This is a genomic window from Clostridium moniliforme (assembly GCF_017873235.1).
In the GTDB taxonomy this organism is placed as follows: Bacteria; Bacillota; Clostridia; order Clostridiales; family Clostridiaceae; genus Clostridium; species Clostridium moniliforme.
In genome coordinates, this window is sequence record NZ_JAGGJZ010000002.1 from 487,417 (window position 1) to 505,717 (window position 18,301).

Sequence of the window (18,301 nt, forward strand, 5' to 3'; positions counted from 1 at the left end):
AATATTAAAATGATGGGGGAGAACTTATCCATATAACTTTAGCAATAGTTTTGCCTGGATTTGAAAGGTAATGGTTTAATTTTGGCTTGAAATAAAAGCTTTCACCTTTTTTTACCTTGTAGCTTTTATCACCCAAATGAAGAATTACACTTCCATTTAAAACAAATCCAAATTCTTCTCCCTCATGAGGCTCTTCCTCAATATATTTACCATTAGGCTCTAATGTTAACATGATTGGTTCCATATCATTCTTTTGAGCACTAGGTACTAGCCATTTTAAACTATATCCTAAATCTTCATCTTCAGTTTCAAACATATCATCATTTTTGTATGTTATTCTTTCTTCCCCTTTTTCACTGAAAAATTCAGTTAAGTTAGTTCCTAAAATTTCTAAAATATCTACTAAAGTAGCTATAGATGGGGAAGTCAAATCATTTTCAACTTGAGATATAAAACCTTTAGATAATTCACATCTATTGGCTAATTCTTCTTGGGTAAGTCCTTTAGCTATTCTAATACTTCTAATCTTATCGCCGATTTCCATGTCTTCACACCACCATTTCTACAATAAATATAACTTTTACTAAACACAAAGTTTAAAATTACTAAACAAACAAGAATAATTATAATAAGTATATAGAAAAAAATCAATATATTTAATGAAAAAAATTAAAAAAAATATTATGTAATTTCGTTGCAATTAGAGAGTTTTATGAGAAATATAATAAAAGGAGTTTAATAAAAGTTGAAAAAAAGTTTAGTAATATTAAATATTTAAAAAATAAGTGAATAAATTGAAAAAGTTGGTAAGAATTAATTGTGAAATATTAATAAAATTTTATAACAATAAAAAAAGATTTAATACATAAAAAGTAATAAAAATTTGATATAATAAAAGAAAACTCAAAAATAGAGAAGGGTGAAATTTTAATAAAAGGTGATTATAATGAAGCTGAGAGAAGGATTATATAGAAGGAATGGGAAAAAAGTATATATAAAGCAGCCTGAGTATGATGAATTAAAATTTGTGCAAGAACTTTGGAGCCATAAAGATACAATGAAAGATATTGGGGGAGTATTTAATTTTTCACAAAATAAATGGGAAATGTTTTATAAAAAAATGGTCAATCCAACAGATGGAAAAAACTTTTATTGTTTAGTATATGATAACAATGATAAAGCAATAGGTGAAGTTAGCTTTCATGGATATGATTCTGCTACTAAAATTGCAAGATTTAATGTTAAGATTCATTCGGATTATAGAAATAGAGGTTATGGCGAAGAGGCAGTAAGACTTTTACTTGAATACTATTTTTTAGAGTTTGGTGGAGATATGTTAATGGATAATGTATTAACTATTGAAGGTGAAAAGGTTGCTCAAAAAATAGGCTTTGAAGAAGTAAGAAAGTTTAGTGGAAAAGCTACTATTAGAATTACAAAAGATGAATTTTTAAATTTTGATAAAGGAACAAAAACTAACATAGGAATATTAATTATAAAAAATATGAATATGAATGATTATACTATGGCTAAGGAACTTTTTGAAAAAGCAAACATTATTTTGGGAAAAACTCTATTTAATATTTATGGAATAAATATTGATAATAAATTTAAGGTAAGTAAAAATATCTCTATAATATTAGATAATAATAAAGTTGAGAAGCCTAATGTTTTAATAATCCCTGGTGGCAAAAATATGATATCTCAAGAGAGTAAGAAAAAAATTACCGATTGCGTATTAAATTGTTATAATGATTGTGATTTTATATGTGCTATTAATGAAGGTATATATTATTTAGCAAGTTGTAGTGAATTAAGTGGAGTATTAGTTCCTTATGGAGATTGGATTGATGGAGTAAATATTGAAAAAAATGATTTTAGATTAGTAAAAAGGAACTATACTGATAATGGTAAACTGATGTTAAGTACAAATATAATGGGAACTTTAGAATTATATTTGAATTTAATTAAAAAAATAGGTGGTAACGATTTAGAAGAAAAATTAGCTTATGAGATAGGATTAAAAAAGTAAGTGGAAATATTAATATTTCCACTTACTTTTTTAAAAACACATTTCCAATAATAGTTACTATATCTTTTATTGTATTAAGTTGATTTGTTATATTTTCTTTTGCTACTATAACATCAGCAGTTGCTTCTGTTGCAACATCACTTATATCTTTAACATTTTCTGTTATACCATTAACATTTGATAAAGTAGAATCAATATTTTTTTTGTTTTCATCTAAAAGATTATCTACTTTGCTTAATACACCTGAAAGTTTGATTAAACATATTATTAAAAATACTAATGCAACTGCTCCTAATATTCCTACAATAAACCAAAATAAACCTACAACACTAATATACATTATTTGTTGTCCTCTGAATTAGTTGTTTCTTCTACAATAGTTTCTTTAATATCTTCTTTTATCTCTTCAGGAACTTCTGTAACAGTTTTTTTAGATATATTTTTATTATTTAAGTAATCTTTAATTTTTGATTTAGCATCTAGTATATTATTTTTACAATTAGTTGAAGCGATATTTGCTTTATTTTTAAACTTTTTATGAGCATCTTTAGTAGCATATTTTAAATCATTCATTGTTTCTTTTCCAGATTTAGGTGCAAGTAGTAAACCACTTAAAGCACCAGCAATAACACCTAATGTAGCACCTGTAGCTAATGTTTTTGCAGTTTTCTTTTTAGCTTGTATAGCTTTTTCTCTTCTTTTTTGTTCTATTAATCTTGATAAATTCATACAATAACCTCCTAATAATATGGAAATTTGATAAATTTCTTAGCTTAATTATACTATAATGTATAAAGTAAGGCTAGTCCAAAAAAGGGTAATTAAACCAAAATTAATATATTTATCAAACTATGTAAAAAGTACATAATCATTTAATATAATATTTGATAAATTAAATATATAGTGTAAAATTAATATATAAGTATATGTGATTTTTTAATATAGGAGGGGATATATGAAAAACAGAAAGAAAAGATATTTAAGTATCTTAATTTTAATAATGCTTTTGATAACGATACATATTATTTTATATAATTACTATGGACCAGGAAGAAAACAAATTGTTGCGGCAAATAACTTTATAAAAAAATTACAAAGTGAAAATATTATTGAAAAAAATAGAAAGCATATAAAGTTTCAGGTTGTAGAAAAAACAGGAATACAAAAAGATAATGAAATTTACTCTTTGATAAGTGATAATTATAGAATCGATTTAAATAAAAATTATGATGTAATTAGTTTTGTAGATAAAATAAAAACTAATAGTGTTATTAATTTAACTCCAGAAGAAGGAGAAACAATTGCAAAAGAATATTTATTAAAAATATGTCATGGAGACTATAGGGTAAAAGAAGTTAATAAAAATGATTTAAAAGATGAATCACCTTTTTATTCAATTATTTTTTCAAAATATGAGGATGGATATCCTTATTATTCAGAAGAAGTTATTATAAATATAAATAAAAATAATGGTAAGTTACAAGGATATGTAAATAAAACTAAAGATGATAATCATAATGATATAAAAATAAATATTTCAAAATAAAATGCAGAAGAAAATGCATTGAAATTATTTAAAGATGTTGGTAGTCATGGAAAAATTATAGGAAAGTCTTATTTAGCATTTTGTAATAAAAAAGAATCAGCATATAAATCAGAACTTGCCTATGTAGTTAATGTTTCAAATGGTAAGGAAAATATGATTTATTTTATATCTTCTAATTCAGGAAAATTAATAAATGCATTTAGTAATGCAGTAAAGAAAACAAAAGTAGAATAAGAAAAGCAGATTAAAAATCTGCTTTTTTATTTATAATTAATTCCATTCTGAAACATTTTTTAATTCTGGTATTGATGAAGCTTTAAATAATGGCTCTTTTATACCTGACATTTTTTGATTACTATAATCTTTTAATGCTGCAAAAGCTTGTTTACTAAGTAATGTTATTGCAATTAGATTTACAACAGCCATAAGTCCCATAAATACATCAGCTAAATTCCAAACAATTTGAATCTCAGCAATTGAACCGAAGAATACCATAGCTACAACAAAAATTCTGTATATAAATACGTAAGATTTCTTTTTAGTTAGAAATTCAATATTTGATTCCCCATAATAATAATTACCAACTATAGAGCTAAAGGCAAATAGAAGAATACAAATTGCTATGAAACTATTACCCCAAGATCCAACTTGAGAACTTAGTGCTTTTTGAGTAAGTTGTATGCCTGTAATTGAATTGTTAGTATAATCAACACCTGATAATAGAATTATAAAAGCAGTACAGCTACAAATTATTATTGTATCTGTGAAAACTCCTAATGTTTGAATAAGTCCTTGTTTAACAGGGTGAGATACTGTAGCAGTAGCAGCAGCATTTGGAGCACTACCCATACCAGCTTCATTTGAAAATAATCCTCTTTTAATTCCCATAAGCATAGCACCACCTAATGTACCACCAGCAATTTCTTTAAATCCAAAGGCATTTTCAAATATTAATTTTATTACTGAAGGAACTTCAGTAATATTTATTAATAATATAAATACTGCAACTGCAATATAAGTTAATGCCATTATAGGCACTATAACTTCTGAAACTTTTGCAACTCTGTGAACTCCACCAAATATTACAAAAAGAGTTATTAAAGTTAGAATAACACCAACTATTAATCTATCTACTCCAAAAGCATCATTAAATGCTAATGTTATTGTATTTGATTGAACTGAATTGAAAATTAAACCAAAAGCTATTGTAATAAGTATTGAAAAAATAACGCCCATCCATCTTTTGTTTAATCCTTTTTCCATATAATAAGCAGGTCCACCCCTAAAAGAACCATCTGCATTTTTTTCTTTATAGATTTGAGCTAAAGTTGATTCTATAAAACTTGAAGCAGCACCTATGAGTGCGATTAACCACATCCAAAATATTGCACCAGGACCACCGACTGAAATAGCAATAGCAATACCAGCTAAGTTTCCAGTACCAACTCTTGAAGCTGTACTAATACAAAATGCTTGGAAAGAAGAAATATTTCCCTTCTTTTTTTCTGATGAAAATCCATCACCTAATAATCTAAACATTTCTTTAATGTATCTAAACTGTACAAATTTTGTTCTAAAACTGAAATAAACACCTAAAATTAATAACATTGCTATTAATATATAAGTCCACAATATATCATTAAACTGTAAAATTATATTATTTAATACTTTCAAAATATTACCCCTCCCTTAATTACGCTATGTAACAATTTATTATATTTTATAATAGAAAAATAAAAATTGCAAGAACTAATTTTAATTTATTCATAAAAACACATTTTATAGTTTAAAACAATGAAAAAATTGTAATATATAAAATTATATGCAGGAAATAGATGATTAAAATTCATGCATAGTTATAAGAAAAGAACCATTTTATTAAAATGGTTCTTTATATTTTATTCATTAGGTTTTGCATCATTAGAGCTGTTTGTATTTTCATTATTGTCAGCCTCTTGCTTATCCTTATCTTTATTATTATTTTTGTCTTTATCCTTATCTTTGTCTTTATCCTTTTTTTCTTCAAGGTTTGGTATTGAAGTCATATTGTCAGTAGATGTTGGTAAAACATATTTATAATCTTCTGTTTGAGGATTTGTATAGTCTTTTTTAATAAATACTCTATTTACTATTAATGATTTAGGAGTATTATCAGTTGCAAGTTTTCCATTTAAGCTATTAATAGCAGCACTTACATGAGTTTCACAGTAACTTGTTGGCTGTGTACCATCTATAAACATTTCAGTACGTACTCTATTTCCTCTAGGATCGTGTTTACATAAGTCAGTAGGTAGTAATCCTGAGTCCATACATACAGGAACTTCAACTATACCAGATGGTTTTTTAATATCAGTTGTACTTAAGCCTTCATTTGCTTTTTGCATTATTTTTCCCCAAAGGTTAGCAGTTGTAATTCCAGATCCACCACCTTTAATTGGTTTTTGATTATCATATCCAACCCATACAGCACCACTTAAATGAGGTGTTAATCCAACAAACCAATAATCTTTTCCAAAGGAAGTAGTACCAGTTTTACCAGCAACAGGCATAGCACCAAATTTGGCAGGACCAGCATTGTATGAAATAGGTCCTTTCATCATATCATATACTATATAAGCTGCTTGAGGAGAAAGAATTCGTTTATCTTGTTTAGTGTTATCTAAAATTACTTTTCCATTTTGATCTACAACTTTTGTATATAATCTAGGAGTTACATAAACACCATCATTACCAAATGTTCCTACAGCAGAAGCCATTATGAAAGTATTACCACCATCTGGATCTTTAGGATCATTTTCAAATTGACCTAATGCGTAAGTTGATACATTTTTTGATTTATTAGCAAATTTAAGTCCAAATTTTTCACCATAGGAAAGAGAAGTTGAATCTCCAACTTTTAATTGAGTTAAAACTGAACCAACATTACTTGAATATTTTAATGATTCTCTTAGGGATATTAATCCTCTATAATGATTTGGTGAGTTTTTTGGATTATAAGTTGATATTGATTTTGGAATAGGAGCATCATCTACAACTGTAGCTGCAGTTGCCTTTTTAGTATCTATAGCAGGACCATAAACAGTAAATGGCTTTATTGAAGAACCTGTAGCCCTTAAAGAATCGTAAGCTCTATTTAAAGAACGGGCACCTTGATTTCCTCTTCCACCAACTAAGGCTAAAACTTTACCACTTCTATAATCTGTAACTGTAGCTGAAGCTTGAAGTAGTGGAATACCATCTTTATCTAGCTTATCAGCACCTGGAATATTAAAATTATTATAATTATTTAATACTTTTTGAGTATAATCTTGTAAGCTTTTATCCATTGTTGTATAAACTTTAAGTCCACCAGTTGAAATTAAATTTTCTACTTGCTCATCACTATATTTATATTTTGATTTTAAATCTTTTTTTACTTGATCTACAGTTGCATAAATAAAATCTTCATATGGAAGTTTATGATCTTTTATAGATTTTTTAAATTTAAGTTTTCCGTTATCTAAATCTTTTATAGCTTTATCATATTGATTTTGAGTTATATATTTATGTTCTAGCATTTTTGATAGTACAGTTTTAGTTCTATTTATATAAATACTAGGATCCTTTTCATTATTAGGATTATAAGCACTATAAGTTGAAGGTGCTTGAGTAACTCCTGCAAGATAAGCACATTGTATAAGATTTAAATTTTCAACATCTGTACCAAAATACATCCTAGCACCTGCTTGTGCACCATAAGCAATTCCACCTACAGGAAAGTGATTTAGGTAAGCAGTTAGTATTTCATCTTTTGTAAGCATTTTTTCAAGTTCTAATGAAAGATACATTTCACTAACTTTTCTTTCAATAGTTTGTTTGTTATTTAAGATTGTATTTTTTACTAATTGTTGTGTAATAGTTGAAGCTCCTTGAAGTCCACCTTTTCCAGTTACTACATATATAACATCATTAGCTACTGCACCTAATATTCTTTTGATATCAATACCATTATGCTCATAGAATCTTTCATCCTCTATAGAAACTATTGCATTTTTTAAATTTTTAGGTATTTTATCAGATGTGGATTTTTGAGTGTCTTCTTTACCATGAAGAGACGCTAAAAATTGATCTTTATTGTCGTAAGCTTGAAGTGTTTGATCTACATTAATTACTTTATTTACATCAATAGGCGGTGTGTTTTTTACTATAGCAACTATGTAACCTACGCCTATTACAGTTATTGCTAAAAAAGCAAATAAAACGCTAAGTCCAACCCATTTTAATATTTTTTTCTTCTTAGGTTTATTTTCTTTTGTTTTTGAAGCTTGGCTATTTTTTAAGTTTGTATCTTTTTTTGACTCTTTTTTATCTGCCATTTCTTCCTCCTAATCTTTTAAAATTAATGAATAATATTTTTACCCATTATAGCATAATTATAATATGAGTGAAGCAATAACTCAATAAAAAAGGTGATATATGGATTATTATACAAAATTTCAAAAAAAAAGATCTAAATCTGTTTTAATTGTTATTATAACCATATTTATTCTTTTTAATCTATTAATAATTGTTTTTGATAAAAAGGTTATGCCATCAGTATTATCAATAGCTGAAACCAATATGAGAACAGAAACTATAAAAACAATAAATAAGATAAGCATAGAGGTTTTTAATGAAGAAGTAATAAATAATGATTTAATAATAATAAATAAAGATAAAAATAACAAAATAAATCTAATAGAGGCAAATACATTTTTATTAAATAAAATTGCTAGTGAAATATCGATAAGAGCTAACGAAGAATTAGATAAACTTGGAGAAAAGGGAATTAAAGTTCCTTTAGGATGGATGACTGATAGAAGTATTTATTATAATTTAGGTCCTACTGTAACTATAGAAGCAGAGCCTATTGGGAATATAGAAGTTAGTTATGAAACTGCTTTTGAAAGTGCGGGAATTAATCAGACTAGACATAAAATATACTTAAATGTAAATGGAAGAATTAAAATAATTATACCAATGTATAATAGGGAAATTGAAGTAAATACCAAAGTTCCATTATCAGAAACGATTGTAGTTGGAGATATACCAGACACATCTATAGATTTTAAAAATAAGTAAAGTGACAAGGACTAAGTCCTTGTCACTTTACTTATTTTTAAATTATTTTTTATTTTAGCATTCCCAATTAAAAACATAAGGAACATTTCTATAGTAGTCTCCGTAATTTAAACCATATCCTACCACGAATAAATCTTCAATTTCAAAGCAACAATAATTAGGAGTAATTTCAACTTTTCTTCTTGAAGGTTTGTCTAATAATACACAAGTTTTAACTGATTTAGCACCTAATTTTTTTACATGATTAACAACAAAGTCCATAGTTATGCCGCTATCGACTATATCGTCAACTATTAGAACATCATATCCTTCTATGTTATCTGGAATGTCATTTACTACTTTAACTGTTCCAGAACTTGATTCATTATTTCCGTAGCTTGAAGTAGTCATAAAACCAATTTTAACTTTTGTATCTATGTATCTAACTAAATCAGCTGCATATATAAAACTTCCTCTTAATAAGGATAGAACATAAAGATTTTTATCTTTATAATCATTTGTTATTTCTTTTCCTAATTCAGATATTCTCTTTTGAATTTGTTCCTCTGAAAATAAAATATTACGTTTTTTTTCTTCCATTAATAAAACCTCCAAGTAAAAATTAGATCGTATTCTTTAATAAATAAAATACTTTATTATTAAAGAAAAATCAAGTGCAAATTTAATTTATCATAGTTTACAACTAATCTTTATTAGTATAGAATTATATTCAAATTAACAATAGTATTAAAAAAGAGGGTGACTAAATGATACAAGGCAATATAGATGGAATTAGAAATTCTGTTCTTTCAGAATTAGATGAATTATATAGAGTAAAAACACAAAAACAAGAAGTTTGTAATAGGGAGATTATTGAAACAATTACTAGGCTTTCTTCTCAAATAGAGAGAGAAATAAGTGTTGCTATAGATAGAAAAGGAAAAGTAACATCAATTGCTATAGGAGATTCAACATCAGTAGAACTTCCAGTTTTAGATATTAATGAAAAAAGACTTTCAGGAGTTAGAGTTATTCATACTCATCCAAATGGATTAAGTAATCTTTCAGCTTTAGATTTAACTGCTCTTTTAAAGCTTAAACTAGATGGAATATTTTCAATTGGTATATATGAAGGTAATATAATAGATTTTTCAATGGCTAATTTAATGGTATATAACAACAGTTTAGTATATGAAGAAATTAATAATTTATCTTTTGAAGAATTAATGGCTATAAACATAATAGATAAAATTAGATATATTGAAAATCTTGTAAAAGAAAATGATGTTGTAGAAGATGATGGAGAAAAAGCAATATTAGTTGGTTCAGATACAAGGGAAAGTTTAGATGAACTTGAAGAACTTACAAAGGCATGTGATATTCCAGTTTTAACAAAGGTTTATCAAGGAAGAAATAAAATAGATGCAGCCTTTTATATAGGAAAAGGAAAAGTTCTTGAAATAGCTCATTTAAGACAAACAGAAAGAGCAAATGTAATTATATTTGATGATGAATTATCAGGATCACAAGTTAGAAATCTTGAAAATGCAATAGGAGCTAAAGTTATTGATAGAACAACTTTAATACTAGAAATATTTGCAAGAAGAGCTAAGAGTAAAGAAGCTAAAATTCAAGTTGAGTTAGCTCAGCTTAAATATAGGTTAAGTAGACTTCAAGGTCTTGGTACAATACTTTCAAGAACAGGTGGAGGAATAGGAACTAGAGGACCTGGAGAAAAGAAACTAGAGACAGACAGAAGACATATAAGAGAAACAATTTATGATTTAAATCAAGAACTTAAAAAGATAAAGAAAACAAGAGAAGTTCAAAGAGAAAAAAGAAATAAAGAAAGTATTCCTAAGGTTTCACTTGTTGGATACACTAATGCAGGAAAATCAACTTTAAGAAATGCTTTATGTAATATTGCAGCTTCAAAGGATAATAGAAATAAAGAAGAAGTTTTTGAAGCAGATATGTTATTTGCTACATTAGATATTACAACAAGGGCAATAATTCTTAAAAATAAAGGGCTTATAACTTTAACAGATACAGTTGGTTTTGTAAGAAAACTTCCTCATGATTTAGTAGAAGCATTTAAATCAACATTAGAAGAAGTTATTTATTCTGACCTTTTATGTCATGTAGTTGATGCTTCAAGTGATGATGCTTTAGAACAAATAAAAGCTGTTGAAGAAGTTTTATCAGAACTTGGTGCAATAGACAAAGAAACAATACTTGTTTTAAATAAAATTGATAAGGCAACAGATGAACAATTAAATAAAATAGAAGAAGAAATTAACTATTATGATGATATAGTTAAAATTTCTGCTAAGAAAGAAATAAATTTAGAGGAACTGTTAAATGAAATAGAAAAGAAGTTACCTTATAATTTAAAAAAAGTTGAATATGTAATTCCATATGACAAAGGTGATGTGGTTTCTTTCCTTCATAGAAATGGAAGAATATTAAAAGAAGAATATATAGACAGTGGAACTGCATTAACTGTTGAAGTTGATGATGAAGCCTTTAACAGAACAAAAGAATATATAATAAATATATTAAACTAAATTATAGAAACAAAATAAAGATTCGTAAAATAGACTTTATGATATTTTATGAATCTTTATTATTTTATATATTATTTAAAATAGTTTTAATTTTAAATACTATTTTAACAATTAAAACAGTTTTGTTATAATTGATAGTAATAAATTGTGGAGGAAAAAATTGAATGAAAAATGTAATAATTGAGTATCAAAAAGCCTTTAATGATATAATGAAAGATTTTAAAAGAAATGATAATGTTATTTCAGTATTTACCTTTGGTAGTATGGTATCAGGAGATATTTGGAGAGGATCTGATATTGATTTTTTTGTTATATACAAAGATGATTTTCATAAAATGAGAGATTTATATTCAGAAGTTAATGGAATTCCAATTCATGTTAAGCTATTAAGTAAAAAGACTTTTTTATACTCCTATGAAAAGGAAGGAAGTAAAGGTATATTAAATGGAATATTAAAATTTTCAAAGTTGGTTTTTTCAAGAGATAATGAGATAAATTTAATTTACAATAGAGTTATATATGGTGGAGAAGGAAATTATATAGAAAACCTAGAATATTTAAGTAAAGTTATTAAAGATATAAAGATATGCAAAAAATACATACAATTAGATAGAATATATACTGCTTATGAAATGATGATAAGAAGTTTAGATAGCTTTTCTAAATTATATTTAAGTTTAAATGGATATACAATAAGTAAAGATTCTATTAGAATGGTTATTAATTTAAATGATTCATTTAAAAAGATAATTGATGATAAATTATTTAGTGTAACTAAAGAAGAAGATATTGTAGAAATAATTGATTACATAGATAAATATGTAGATGATAATTTACTAATAGCATCAAAAGTTATAATAGATATATTAAGTAATACAAAAGATTACTTAAGTTCTACGGAAATAGGTGAAGATAAAAGAATGGATGGCAAAAGTATAAAAGTAGAACAAATATTAAAAAGACTTCTTTTAAAAGGAATAATAAAAAATAAAATTAAGGAAGTAACTGATAAAGATAATAATTTTATAATTAATGAAAATGTATATGGAATAGAATAAAAGGTGATATATTTTGAAAAGTATAAATAAAATTGAATTTGAAGATGAAACACCAAAGTATATTCAAATTGCAAATAAGTTTAAAAAGTTAATAGAAAGTGGAGAAATAGCTGATGGAGAAAAGTTACCTACTATTAGAAGCCTTAGCAAAGAACTTGGGGTTAATAAAGTAACTATTGTAAGTTGTTATAAAAAGTTAGAGAATGAAGGATTTGCTTATCAAAAGGTTGGAAGTGGAACTTTTGCAAAGAAAAAAGAAGTGAATTCTCAATTTATAAGAGATTATTCTAAAACATTTAAAATACTTAAAAATAGTGATTGTGAATATATAGATTTTACTGGAGAAACAACAAAAGAAATATTTTTCCCAATTAAGGAATTTAAAGAAATAGTAAACAAAGTATTAGATAGAGATGGTGAAGAAGTGTTACTTTCTCAAAATACATTTGGATATGATCCCCTAAGAGAAACTATAAATGATGTATTTTGGAATGGTAAAATTAATACAGAAGATATACTTATTGTTTCTGGAGCTCAACAAGGTATAGATATAGCTTCTAAAGCACTTCTTAATATTAATGATAATGTAATTATTGAAAAACCAACTTATGGAGGTGCTTTATCAGTATTTAAATGGAGAAGAGCAAATCTTTTTGAGGCTCCTATGGAGGATGATGGAATAAACATTGAAGTTTTTGAAGAAATATTAAAAAAGAATAAAATAAGTCTTTTTTATGCAATGAGTTATTTTCAAAATCCAACTGGAATTTCTTATAGTTTAGATAAAAAAAAGAAAATATTAGAACTTGCTAATAAGTATGATTTTTATATAATAGAAGACGATTATTTATCAGAATTTATCTACAATGAAGATTTTAATTATATTCCTTTCAAATATTTAGATACAGAAGATAGAGTAATATATATAAAAAGTTTTTCAAAAATATTTATACCAGGCATAAGACTTGGATACATTATAGTACCTGAAAAATTTAGAGATAATTTTTTAAGATCTAAGGTTAATACTGATATTACAACTTCAACTCTTATGCAAAGAACCCTTGAGTATTATATTGCAAATAAGGATTGGAGAGGTAATATTAAAAATTTATCTATTGAATATAAGAAAAGATATGAGTTTATGGGTAAAATAATAAGGGAAGAATTATCAGATTATGTATATTGTAATAAACCAAATGGAGGACTAAACTATTATCTTAAAATTAAGGATATTAATATATCATCAAGAGATTTATTTTATAAATTAAAAAAGAGAAAAGTTTATATAACACCAGGAGTATTATTTTTTAGAGATAGTAAAGACGGGGACAGGTCTTTTAGGATAGGTTTTTCTCAAACAAATTGTGATAACATAAGAAAAGGACTTGATATAATTAAGGAGGAATTTGAAAGATGGCATATATAACCATTAGAGATATAGGGGAAGACCGTTTTGAAGAAAAAAAATCAGAATTTATAGGATATGCAAAGAGAGTTGAAAGTGAAGAAGAGGCTAAAGCTTTTGTAAATGAAATAAAAAGTATGCACAAACAAGCAAGACATAATTGTTGGGCTTATGTTATTGGGGAAAATTATGGTATTCAAAGATATTCAGATGATGGAGAACCTCAAGGTACAGCAGGAATTCCTATATTAGAAGTTATGAAAAAGCAAGGTATCACAGATTGTGCTGTAGTTGTTACTAGATATTTTGGTGGAATACTTTTAGGTGCAGGTGGTCTTACAAGAGCTTATACAAAGGGAGCTAGTATAGCTATTAAGGCTAGTGGAATTGTAGAAAAAGTTTTAGGTTTTAAGGTTTCAATTACTATAGATTATGATTTAATTGGAAAGATACAATATATTTGCGGACAAAATAACTGGTACATAGAAGATTCAGAATATACAGATAAGGTTATTTTGCATATATATGCAGAAAAAAGTATAGTACCTAAAATTGAAAAAGAAGTTACAGAAGCTACAAATGGTAAAGCTATTATTTCAAAAGGTGAAGAAGGAATATATTTTAAAGAGAACAATAGACTATTTAAAGTGATTTAATTAAAATTTGTAAAGAAAATATAAATAATGGATATGTTGAATAAAGTGAAAACCATATGATATAATTTTATGGTATAATTTTTATAGTTTTAAAAAAATGTAAGGAGGAATAGACATGTCAGGACACTCAAAATGGCATAACATCCAAGCAAAAAAGAGTAAAGTGGATGCAAAAAGAGGAAAGATTTTTACAAAAATCGGTAAAGAAATAATTGTTGCAGTAAAGAATGGTGGTTCAAGTCCTGAGTCTAATGCTAAACTTAGAGACGTAATAGCAAAAGCAAAGGCAGCTAATATGCCTAATGACACTATACAAAGATCAATAAAAAAAGCAGCAGGAGAATTATCAGCAGTAAACTATGAAAAAATTGTTTATGAAGGATATGGTCCATCAGGAGTTGCAGTAATAGTTGAAGTTTTAACAGATAATAAAAATAGATCAGCAGGTAATGTAAGAAGTGCCTTTACAAAAGGTGGAGGAAATATGGGAACAACAGGTTGTGTTGGATTCATGTTCCAAGAAAGAGGAGAAATCGTTATTGAAAAAGGCGATTTAGACGAAGAAGAAGTTATGATGATGGCATTAGATGCTGGAGCAGAAGATTTCCAAGCTGAAGATGAGGTATTTGTAATTTATACAGATCCAGCAAATTTTGGTGAAGTTAGAGAAGCTTTAGAAGAACAAGGATTAGAATTCCTAGATGCTGGAGTTAAGATGATTCCAGATACAACATCAGAATTAAATGAAGCAGATGCTAAGAAATTTCAAAAGATGCTTGATTTACTTGAAGATGACGACGATGTTCAAGAGGTTTACCATAATGCTGAATTCCCTGAAGGTTGGGAAGAATAGGACTTTTTAAATAGTCTTATAAATCAAAAAAATTAATGATAATTACATAAAAAATTTAAAAAGCACACTTTTAATATTGATATATAATAATAAAATTATATAAGTATTGAAAGTGTGTTTTTTCTTGTTAAGTGATTTATTATATAGGAACAATATTTTGTGTTCAAAATATAAAAATGTGAAGAAAATATTTACAAGTGCATATAAGATTTTTATAGAATATATATCACTTAAAAACTAAATAATATAAATGATACATTTAGTTAAAGGAGTGAATATTATGTCACATAAAAATAATAAAAATAGCAAAGCTAACAAAAAATCAGGACAAAAAACTAGAAAAGAAGTTGAAAAAATGAAAATGGAAACAGCTAATGAAATAGGTTATTCCAAGGAATCAAGAAAACTTGGAAAAGATAAAGAGAGAAAAAATCCATTTAAAAAGTAAATAAATTTTATTTTATAAAGAGGAGGATTATATATGAATTCAAAAAAGAAGAGCGAAAATAAAAATATACTATCTCAATTAGATAAATTAGAGTATCAAATAGCCAATGAAGTAAATTATTATAGAAAAAATGAGAATTATGACAAAAGAGGAGATAAATCTAAAGTTTAAGAGATAAGAAGAGATAAATTTAAAAATCTAAATGCAATCATCTTGAATAAATTATAAAATATGGTAGAATTGTAATCAATATGGAAGAAACCATATTTAAAATATTTATGGGTGAGAGGGGATTTTTAAATGAATAAAATATTAGAACTAGAAGTTAGAAAAGTATCATTAATGAACAAAGGTATTCATAATGCAAGATTGATTGCAAAGGTTAACAGAAAGCTTAGAAATCTAGAAGCAAAAAGTAATATTTAATTTTAACAATTATTTTTATTAAAAAGCATCAGATTTTGGTGCTTTTATTTTTTTGTTGAGATTTAAAAAAATATTGATTTATAAAAATATTGTGTTAAAATAGATTTAATTTAAAAAAAGCAATTCGTATAATCCTTAAAATAAGGTTAAGGAGTTTCTACCAAGAACCAATAAATCTTGATTACGAAGAAGATATTTAATGTACAAAATACCTTCTTCGTAGTTAAGATTTTTTTTATAAAATTTAGGAGGGATAATATAATGAATTTTAAAAAGTTACCAAAGATTGAGTTACATTGTCATTTAGATGGATGTTTAAGAGTAGAGACAGTTTTAGATTTAATAGAAAAAGAAAATATAGCAGTAGATAATAAAGGATATGAAGAAATAAAAAGTACATTAATTGTTCCAGAAGATTGTCCTTCATTAGATGTGTATTTAAAAAGGTTTGACTTACCTATAAAGTTAATGCAAAATAAAGAAAATTTAAAAAGAATAGCTTATGAATTAATAGAAGATGTAAGTAAAGAGAATGTAAAATATATTGAAATTAGATTTGCACCTTTATTTCATAAGGAAAAGGGAATGGAAGTTCCTGAAATAATAGAGAGCGTTTTAGAAGGATTAAGAAAAGGAGAAGAAGATTTTGGAGTTAAAAGTAATTTGATTTTAAGTCTTTTAAGACATATGTCAGTTGAATCAACCTATGAGGTTATTGAAGATGGAAAAGATTTTATAGGAAGAGGTGTTGTTGCTTTAGACCTTGCAGGAGAAGAAGAAGAAGAAGGGTTTGCAAAAAAGTTTAAAGAACCTTTTAAACTTGCAAGAAAGTATGGTTATAAAGTTACAATTCATGCTGGAGAAACTGGTTTTTCAAGTAATGTAAAAGATGCAATAGAGATTTTAGGAGCAGAAAGAATAGGACATGCAGTTGCTATAGAAAAGAATAAAGAAGTTTATAACTTAGTTAAGGATAACAGTATTATTTTAGAAATGTGCCCTAAAAGTAATGTTCAAACTAAGGCTGTAAAAGGATATGAAAATCATCCAATAAAGAAATTTTTAAATGATGGTTTATATGTAAATTTAAGTACAGATAATAGAACAGTTTCTAATGTAACATTAACAGAGGAATGTAATAATATAAATGATGTACATTCATTAACCTATAAAGATGTTAAAAAAATATATTTAAATAGTATAAAAGGTGCTTTTTGTAATGAAGAAACAAAAAGGTTGCTATTAAAACAAATTGTATAAATTTATGGAATATATGATGAAGTTCATAATTATGTTTGGAAAAAGTTTGGAATAACTGTTGGAAATTATATAGATTTAAACAAAAAAGAATAAATAAAAGTATTACAGAAATTTAAATAAAAGACTGTAAGAAAATATGTTTTACACAAATTTTCCTACAGTCTTTAATATAAGTTTAATTTTCTCTTTTAATGGATATAAATAGTTTTTATATTTTATAAGTAATTAATTGGCACTTACAAATCTATTTAAAAATTGTTTTGTTCTCTCATTTTTAGGAGAATTAAATATTTCATCTGGAGTTCCATCTTCAACAACAACTCCATCTGCCATAAATATTATTTTATCTCCTACTTCTTTTGCAAAAGACATTTCATGGGTAACTATAATCATAGTTCTATGTTCTTTTGCTAAGTTTTTAATAACAGATAAAACTTCTGTAACAAGCTCTGGATCTAAAGCAGATGTTGGCTCATCAAAAAGGATAACATTTGGATTAATGGCAATAGCACGAGCAATGCTAACTCTCTGTTTTTGTCCTCCAGATAGTGTATTTGGATAGAAATTTATCTTTTCTTCCATTCCAACTTTTTTTAATGCCTCCATTGCAATTTCTATTGCTTTTTCTTTATTTAGTTTTTTTACAACTATTAAAGCTTCAGTTACATTTTCAAGAACTGTTTTATTATTAAATAAATTGTAATGCTGAAAAACCATAGCAGATTGTTTTCTTAAATTTGATATTTCTTTTTTTGAAATATTTTTTGTGTTTACTTTAACTTCTCCAATTTGTATTTCTCCAGCATCTGGAGTTTCTAAATAGTTTAAACACCTTAAAAGAGTAGATTTTCCAGAGCCAGAAGGTCCAAGAATAACAACAACTTCTCCTGTATTTACTTTTATATTAATATCTTTTAAAACTTGTAAGTTTTTAAAGCTTTTTTTAAGTCCATTTATTTCTATCATCATAA

General features: G+C 26.0%; 20 protein-coding genes and 1 riboswitch. Of the genes, 13 read left to right on the top strand and 7 right to left on the bottom strand.

The features are described from left to right. Positions 1 to 4: 4 nt before the first annotated feature. On the bottom strand, positions 5 to 544 hold the full coding sequence (locus tag J2Z53_RS05645) for a helix-turn-helix domain-containing protein (protein WP_209796295.1): 540 nt from the start codon (positions 542 to 544) through the stop codon (positions 5 to 7). 402 nt (positions 545 to 946) lie between these two features. Between J2Z53_RS05645 and J2Z53_RS05650 the strand changes: the two genes are divergently transcribed. After that, positions 947 to 2,032 (top strand): GNAT family N-acetyltransferase, encoded by a 1,086-nt coding sequence (locus tag J2Z53_RS05650; RefSeq protein WP_209796296.1) that lies wholly within the window; start codon positions 947 to 949, stop codon positions 2,030 to 2,032. A gap of 22 nt (positions 2,033 to 2,054) precedes the next feature. On the opposite strand, the gene J2Z53_RS05655 is transcribed toward J2Z53_RS05650, so the two are convergent. Next, complete coding sequence (locus J2Z53_RS05655; RefSeq protein WP_209796297.1) at positions 2,055 to 2,372, bottom strand: DUF948 domain-containing protein; 318 nt, start codon at positions 2,370 to 2,372, stop codon at positions 2,055 to 2,057. Beyond that, a complete protein-coding gene (locus J2Z53_RS05660; protein WP_209796298.1) occupies positions 2,372 to 2,761 on the bottom strand; it encodes a YtxH domain-containing protein in 390 nt (129 codons plus the stop codon). The genes J2Z53_RS05655 and J2Z53_RS05660 overlap by 1 nt, the downstream gene beginning before the upstream one ends. Positions 2,762 to 2,987: 226 nt before the next feature. Between J2Z53_RS05660 and J2Z53_RS05665 the strand changes: the two genes are divergently transcribed. Together J2Z53_RS05665 and J2Z53_RS05670 are read left to right on the top strand one after the other, a co-directional pair. Continuing rightward, positions 2,988 to 3,578, top strand: a complete 591-nt coding sequence (locus tag J2Z53_RS05665; RefSeq protein ID WP_209796300.1) for a hypothetical protein — start codon at positions 2,988 to 2,990, stop codon at positions 3,576 to 3,578. A gap of 18 nt (positions 3,579 to 3,596) precedes the next feature. Then, entirely contained in the window at positions 3,597 to 3,812 is a 216-nt protein-coding gene (locus tag J2Z53_RS05670) for a hypothetical protein (RefSeq protein ID WP_209796302.1), read from the top strand. 36 nt (positions 3,813 to 3,848) lie between these two features. On the opposite strand, the gene J2Z53_RS05675 is transcribed toward J2Z53_RS05670, so the two are convergent. Next, on the bottom strand, positions 3,849 to 5,252 hold the full coding sequence (locus J2Z53_RS05675; protein WP_209796304.1) for an alanine/glycine:cation symporter family protein: 1,404 nt from the start codon (positions 5,250 to 5,252) through the stop codon (positions 3,849 to 3,851). A gap of 224 nt (positions 5,253 to 5,476) precedes the next feature. Then, the gene (locus J2Z53_RS05680) at positions 5,477 to 7,933 is read right to left on the bottom strand and encodes a transglycosylase domain-containing protein (protein WP_209796306.1); all 2,457 of its coding nucleotides are present in this window, start codon (positions 7,931 to 7,933) and stop codon (positions 5,477 to 5,479) included. A 100-nt stretch (positions 7,934 to 8,033) separates the two neighbouring features. Between J2Z53_RS05680 and yunB the strand changes: the two genes are divergently transcribed. Next, the gene (gene yunB, locus J2Z53_RS05685) at positions 8,034 to 8,678 is read left to right on the top strand and encodes a sporulation protein YunB (protein ID WP_209796308.1); all 645 of its coding nucleotides are present in this window, start codon (positions 8,034 to 8,036) and stop codon (positions 8,676 to 8,678) included. Positions 8,679 to 8,732: 54 nt separating this feature from the next. Here yunB and hpt read toward each other — a convergent pair whose 3' ends face one another. After that, positions 8,733 to 9,257: a hypoxanthine phosphoribosyltransferase gene (gene hpt / locus J2Z53_RS05690; RefSeq protein ID WP_209796311.1), complete on the bottom strand. Its 525-nt coding sequence runs from the start codon at positions 9,255 to 9,257 to the stop codon at positions 8,733 to 8,735. Positions 9,258 to 9,424: 167 nt separating this feature from the next. Here hpt and hflX point away from each other — a divergent pair, with 167 nt between their 5' ends. The 9 genes from hflX to add all read left to right on the top strand — a co-directional run bounded on the left by hflX (position 9,425) and on the right by add (position 17,330). Next, on the top strand, positions 9,425 to 11,224 hold the full coding sequence (hflX, locus tag J2Z53_RS05695) for a GTPase HflX (RefSeq protein ID WP_209796314.1): 1,800 nt from the start codon (positions 9,425 to 9,427) through the stop codon (positions 11,222 to 11,224). A 164-nt stretch (positions 11,225 to 11,388) separates the two neighbouring features. Beyond that, a complete protein-coding gene (locus J2Z53_RS05700; protein WP_209796316.1) occupies positions 11,389 to 12,282 on the top strand; it encodes a nucleotidyltransferase domain-containing protein in 894 nt (297 codons plus the stop codon). A gap of 13 nt (positions 12,283 to 12,295) precedes the next feature. Beyond that, positions 12,296 to 13,708, top strand: a complete 1,413-nt coding sequence (locus J2Z53_RS05705; RefSeq protein WP_209796317.1) for an aminotransferase-like domain-containing protein — start codon at positions 12,296 to 12,298, stop codon at positions 13,706 to 13,708. After that, on the top strand, positions 13,696 to 14,343 hold the full coding sequence (locus J2Z53_RS05710) for a YigZ family protein (protein ID WP_209796319.1): 648 nt from the start codon (positions 13,696 to 13,698) through the stop codon (positions 14,341 to 14,343). Before J2Z53_RS05705 ends, J2Z53_RS05710 begins: the two co-directional genes overlap by 13 nt. A 115-nt stretch (positions 14,344 to 14,458) precedes the next feature. Next, the gene (locus tag J2Z53_RS05715) at positions 14,459 to 15,196 is read left to right on the top strand and encodes a YebC/PmpR family DNA-binding transcriptional regulator (protein ID WP_209796321.1); all 738 of its coding nucleotides are present in this window, start codon (positions 14,459 to 14,461) and stop codon (positions 15,194 to 15,196) included. Between the two features lie 280 nt (positions 15,197 to 15,476). After that, positions 15,477 to 15,644, top strand: coding sequence for a small, acid-soluble spore protein, alpha/beta type (locus J2Z53_RS05720; RefSeq protein ID WP_209796323.1), 168 nt, complete (start codon positions 15,477 to 15,479; stop codon positions 15,642 to 15,644). A 33-nt stretch (positions 15,645 to 15,677) separates the two neighbouring features. Continuing rightward, positions 15,678 to 15,815: a hypothetical protein gene (locus J2Z53_RS05725; RefSeq protein WP_209796325.1), complete on the top strand. Its 138-nt coding sequence runs from the start codon at positions 15,678 to 15,680 to the stop codon at positions 15,813 to 15,815. Between the two features lie 129 nt (positions 15,816 to 15,944). Next, entirely contained in the window at positions 15,945 to 16,070 is a 126-nt protein-coding gene (locus J2Z53_RS12925) for a hypothetical protein (RefSeq protein WP_268835841.1), read from the top strand. A gap of 104 nt (positions 16,071 to 16,174) precedes the next feature. After that, positions 16,175 to 16,274: riboswitch (purine riboswitch) on the top strand. 57 nt (positions 16,275 to 16,331) lie between these two features. Then, the gene (gene add, locus J2Z53_RS05730) at positions 16,332 to 17,330 is read left to right on the top strand and encodes an adenosine deaminase (protein ID WP_209796327.1); all 999 of its coding nucleotides are present in this window, start codon (positions 16,332 to 16,334) and stop codon (positions 17,328 to 17,330) included. A 225-nt stretch (positions 17,331 to 17,555) separates the two neighbouring features. Here the strand turns inward: add and J2Z53_RS05735 are convergent, their stop codons facing one another. Continuing rightward, positions 17,556 to 18,296, bottom strand: a complete 741-nt coding sequence (locus J2Z53_RS05735) for an amino acid ABC transporter ATP-binding protein (RefSeq protein WP_209796386.1) — start codon at positions 18,294 to 18,296, stop codon at positions 17,556 to 17,558. Positions 18,297 to 18,301 lie beyond the last annotated feature (5 nt).

What these genes read in the sequence shown, in the direction of transcription:
- hflX (WP_209796314.1), top strand. Translation starts at nt 9,425, where the DNA reads ATGATACAAGGCAATATAGATGGAATTAGAAATTCTGTTCTTTCAGAA.
- J2Z53_RS05645 (WP_209796295.1), bottom strand. Translation starts at nt 544, where the DNA reads ATGGAAATCGGCGATAAGATTAGAAGTATTAGAATAGCTAAAGGACTT.
- J2Z53_RS05710 (WP_209796319.1), top strand. Translation starts at nt 13,696, where the DNA reads ATGGCATATATAACCATTAGAGATATAGGGGAAGACCGTTTTGAAGAA.
- J2Z53_RS05715 (WP_209796321.1), top strand. Translation starts at nt 14,459, where the DNA reads ATGTCAGGACACTCAAAATGGCATAACATCCAAGCAAAAAAGAGTAAA.
- add (WP_209796327.1), top strand. Translation starts at nt 16,332, where the DNA reads ATGAATTTTAAAAAGTTACCAAAGATTGAGTTACATTGTCATTTAGAT.
- J2Z53_RS12925 (WP_268835841.1), top strand. Translation starts at nt 15,945, where the DNA reads ATGAATAAAATATTAGAACTAGAAGTTAGAAAAGTATCATTAATGAAC.
- J2Z53_RS05655 (WP_209796297.1), bottom strand. Translation starts at nt 2,372, where the DNA reads ATGTATATTAGTGTTGTAGGTTTATTTTGGTTTATTGTAGGAATATTA.
- J2Z53_RS05700 (WP_209796316.1), top strand. Translation starts at nt 11,389, where the DNA reads ATGAAAAATGTAATAATTGAGTATCAAAAAGCCTTTAATGATATAATG.
- J2Z53_RS05720 (WP_209796323.1), top strand. Translation starts at nt 15,477, where the DNA reads ATGTCACATAAAAATAATAAAAATAGCAAAGCTAACAAAAAATCAGGA.
- yunB (WP_209796308.1), top strand. Translation starts at nt 8,034, where the DNA reads ATGGATTATTATACAAAATTTCAAAAAAAAAGATCTAAATCTGTTTTA.
- hpt (WP_209796311.1), bottom strand. Translation starts at nt 9,257, where the DNA reads ATGGAAGAAAAAAAACGTAATATTTTATTTTCAGAGGAACAAATTCAA.
- J2Z53_RS05650 (WP_209796296.1), top strand. Translation starts at nt 947, where the DNA reads ATGAAGCTGAGAGAAGGATTATATAGAAGGAATGGGAAAAAAGTATAT.
- J2Z53_RS05735 (WP_209796386.1), bottom strand. Translation starts at nt 18,296, where the DNA reads ATGATAGAAATAAATGGACTTAAAAAAAGCTTTAAAAACTTACAAGTT.
- J2Z53_RS05660 (WP_209796298.1), bottom strand. Translation starts at nt 2,761, where the DNA reads ATGAATTTATCAAGATTAATAGAACAAAAAAGAAGAGAAAAAGCTATA.
- J2Z53_RS05680 (WP_209796306.1), bottom strand. Translation starts at nt 7,933, where the DNA reads ATGGCAGATAAAAAAGAGTCAAAAAAAGATACAAACTTAAAAAATAGC.
- J2Z53_RS05665 (WP_209796300.1), top strand. Translation starts at nt 2,988, where the DNA reads ATGAAAAACAGAAAGAAAAGATATTTAAGTATCTTAATTTTAATAATG.
- J2Z53_RS05725 (WP_209796325.1), top strand. Translation starts at nt 15,678, where the DNA reads ATGAATTCAAAAAAGAAGAGCGAAAATAAAAATATACTATCTCAATTA.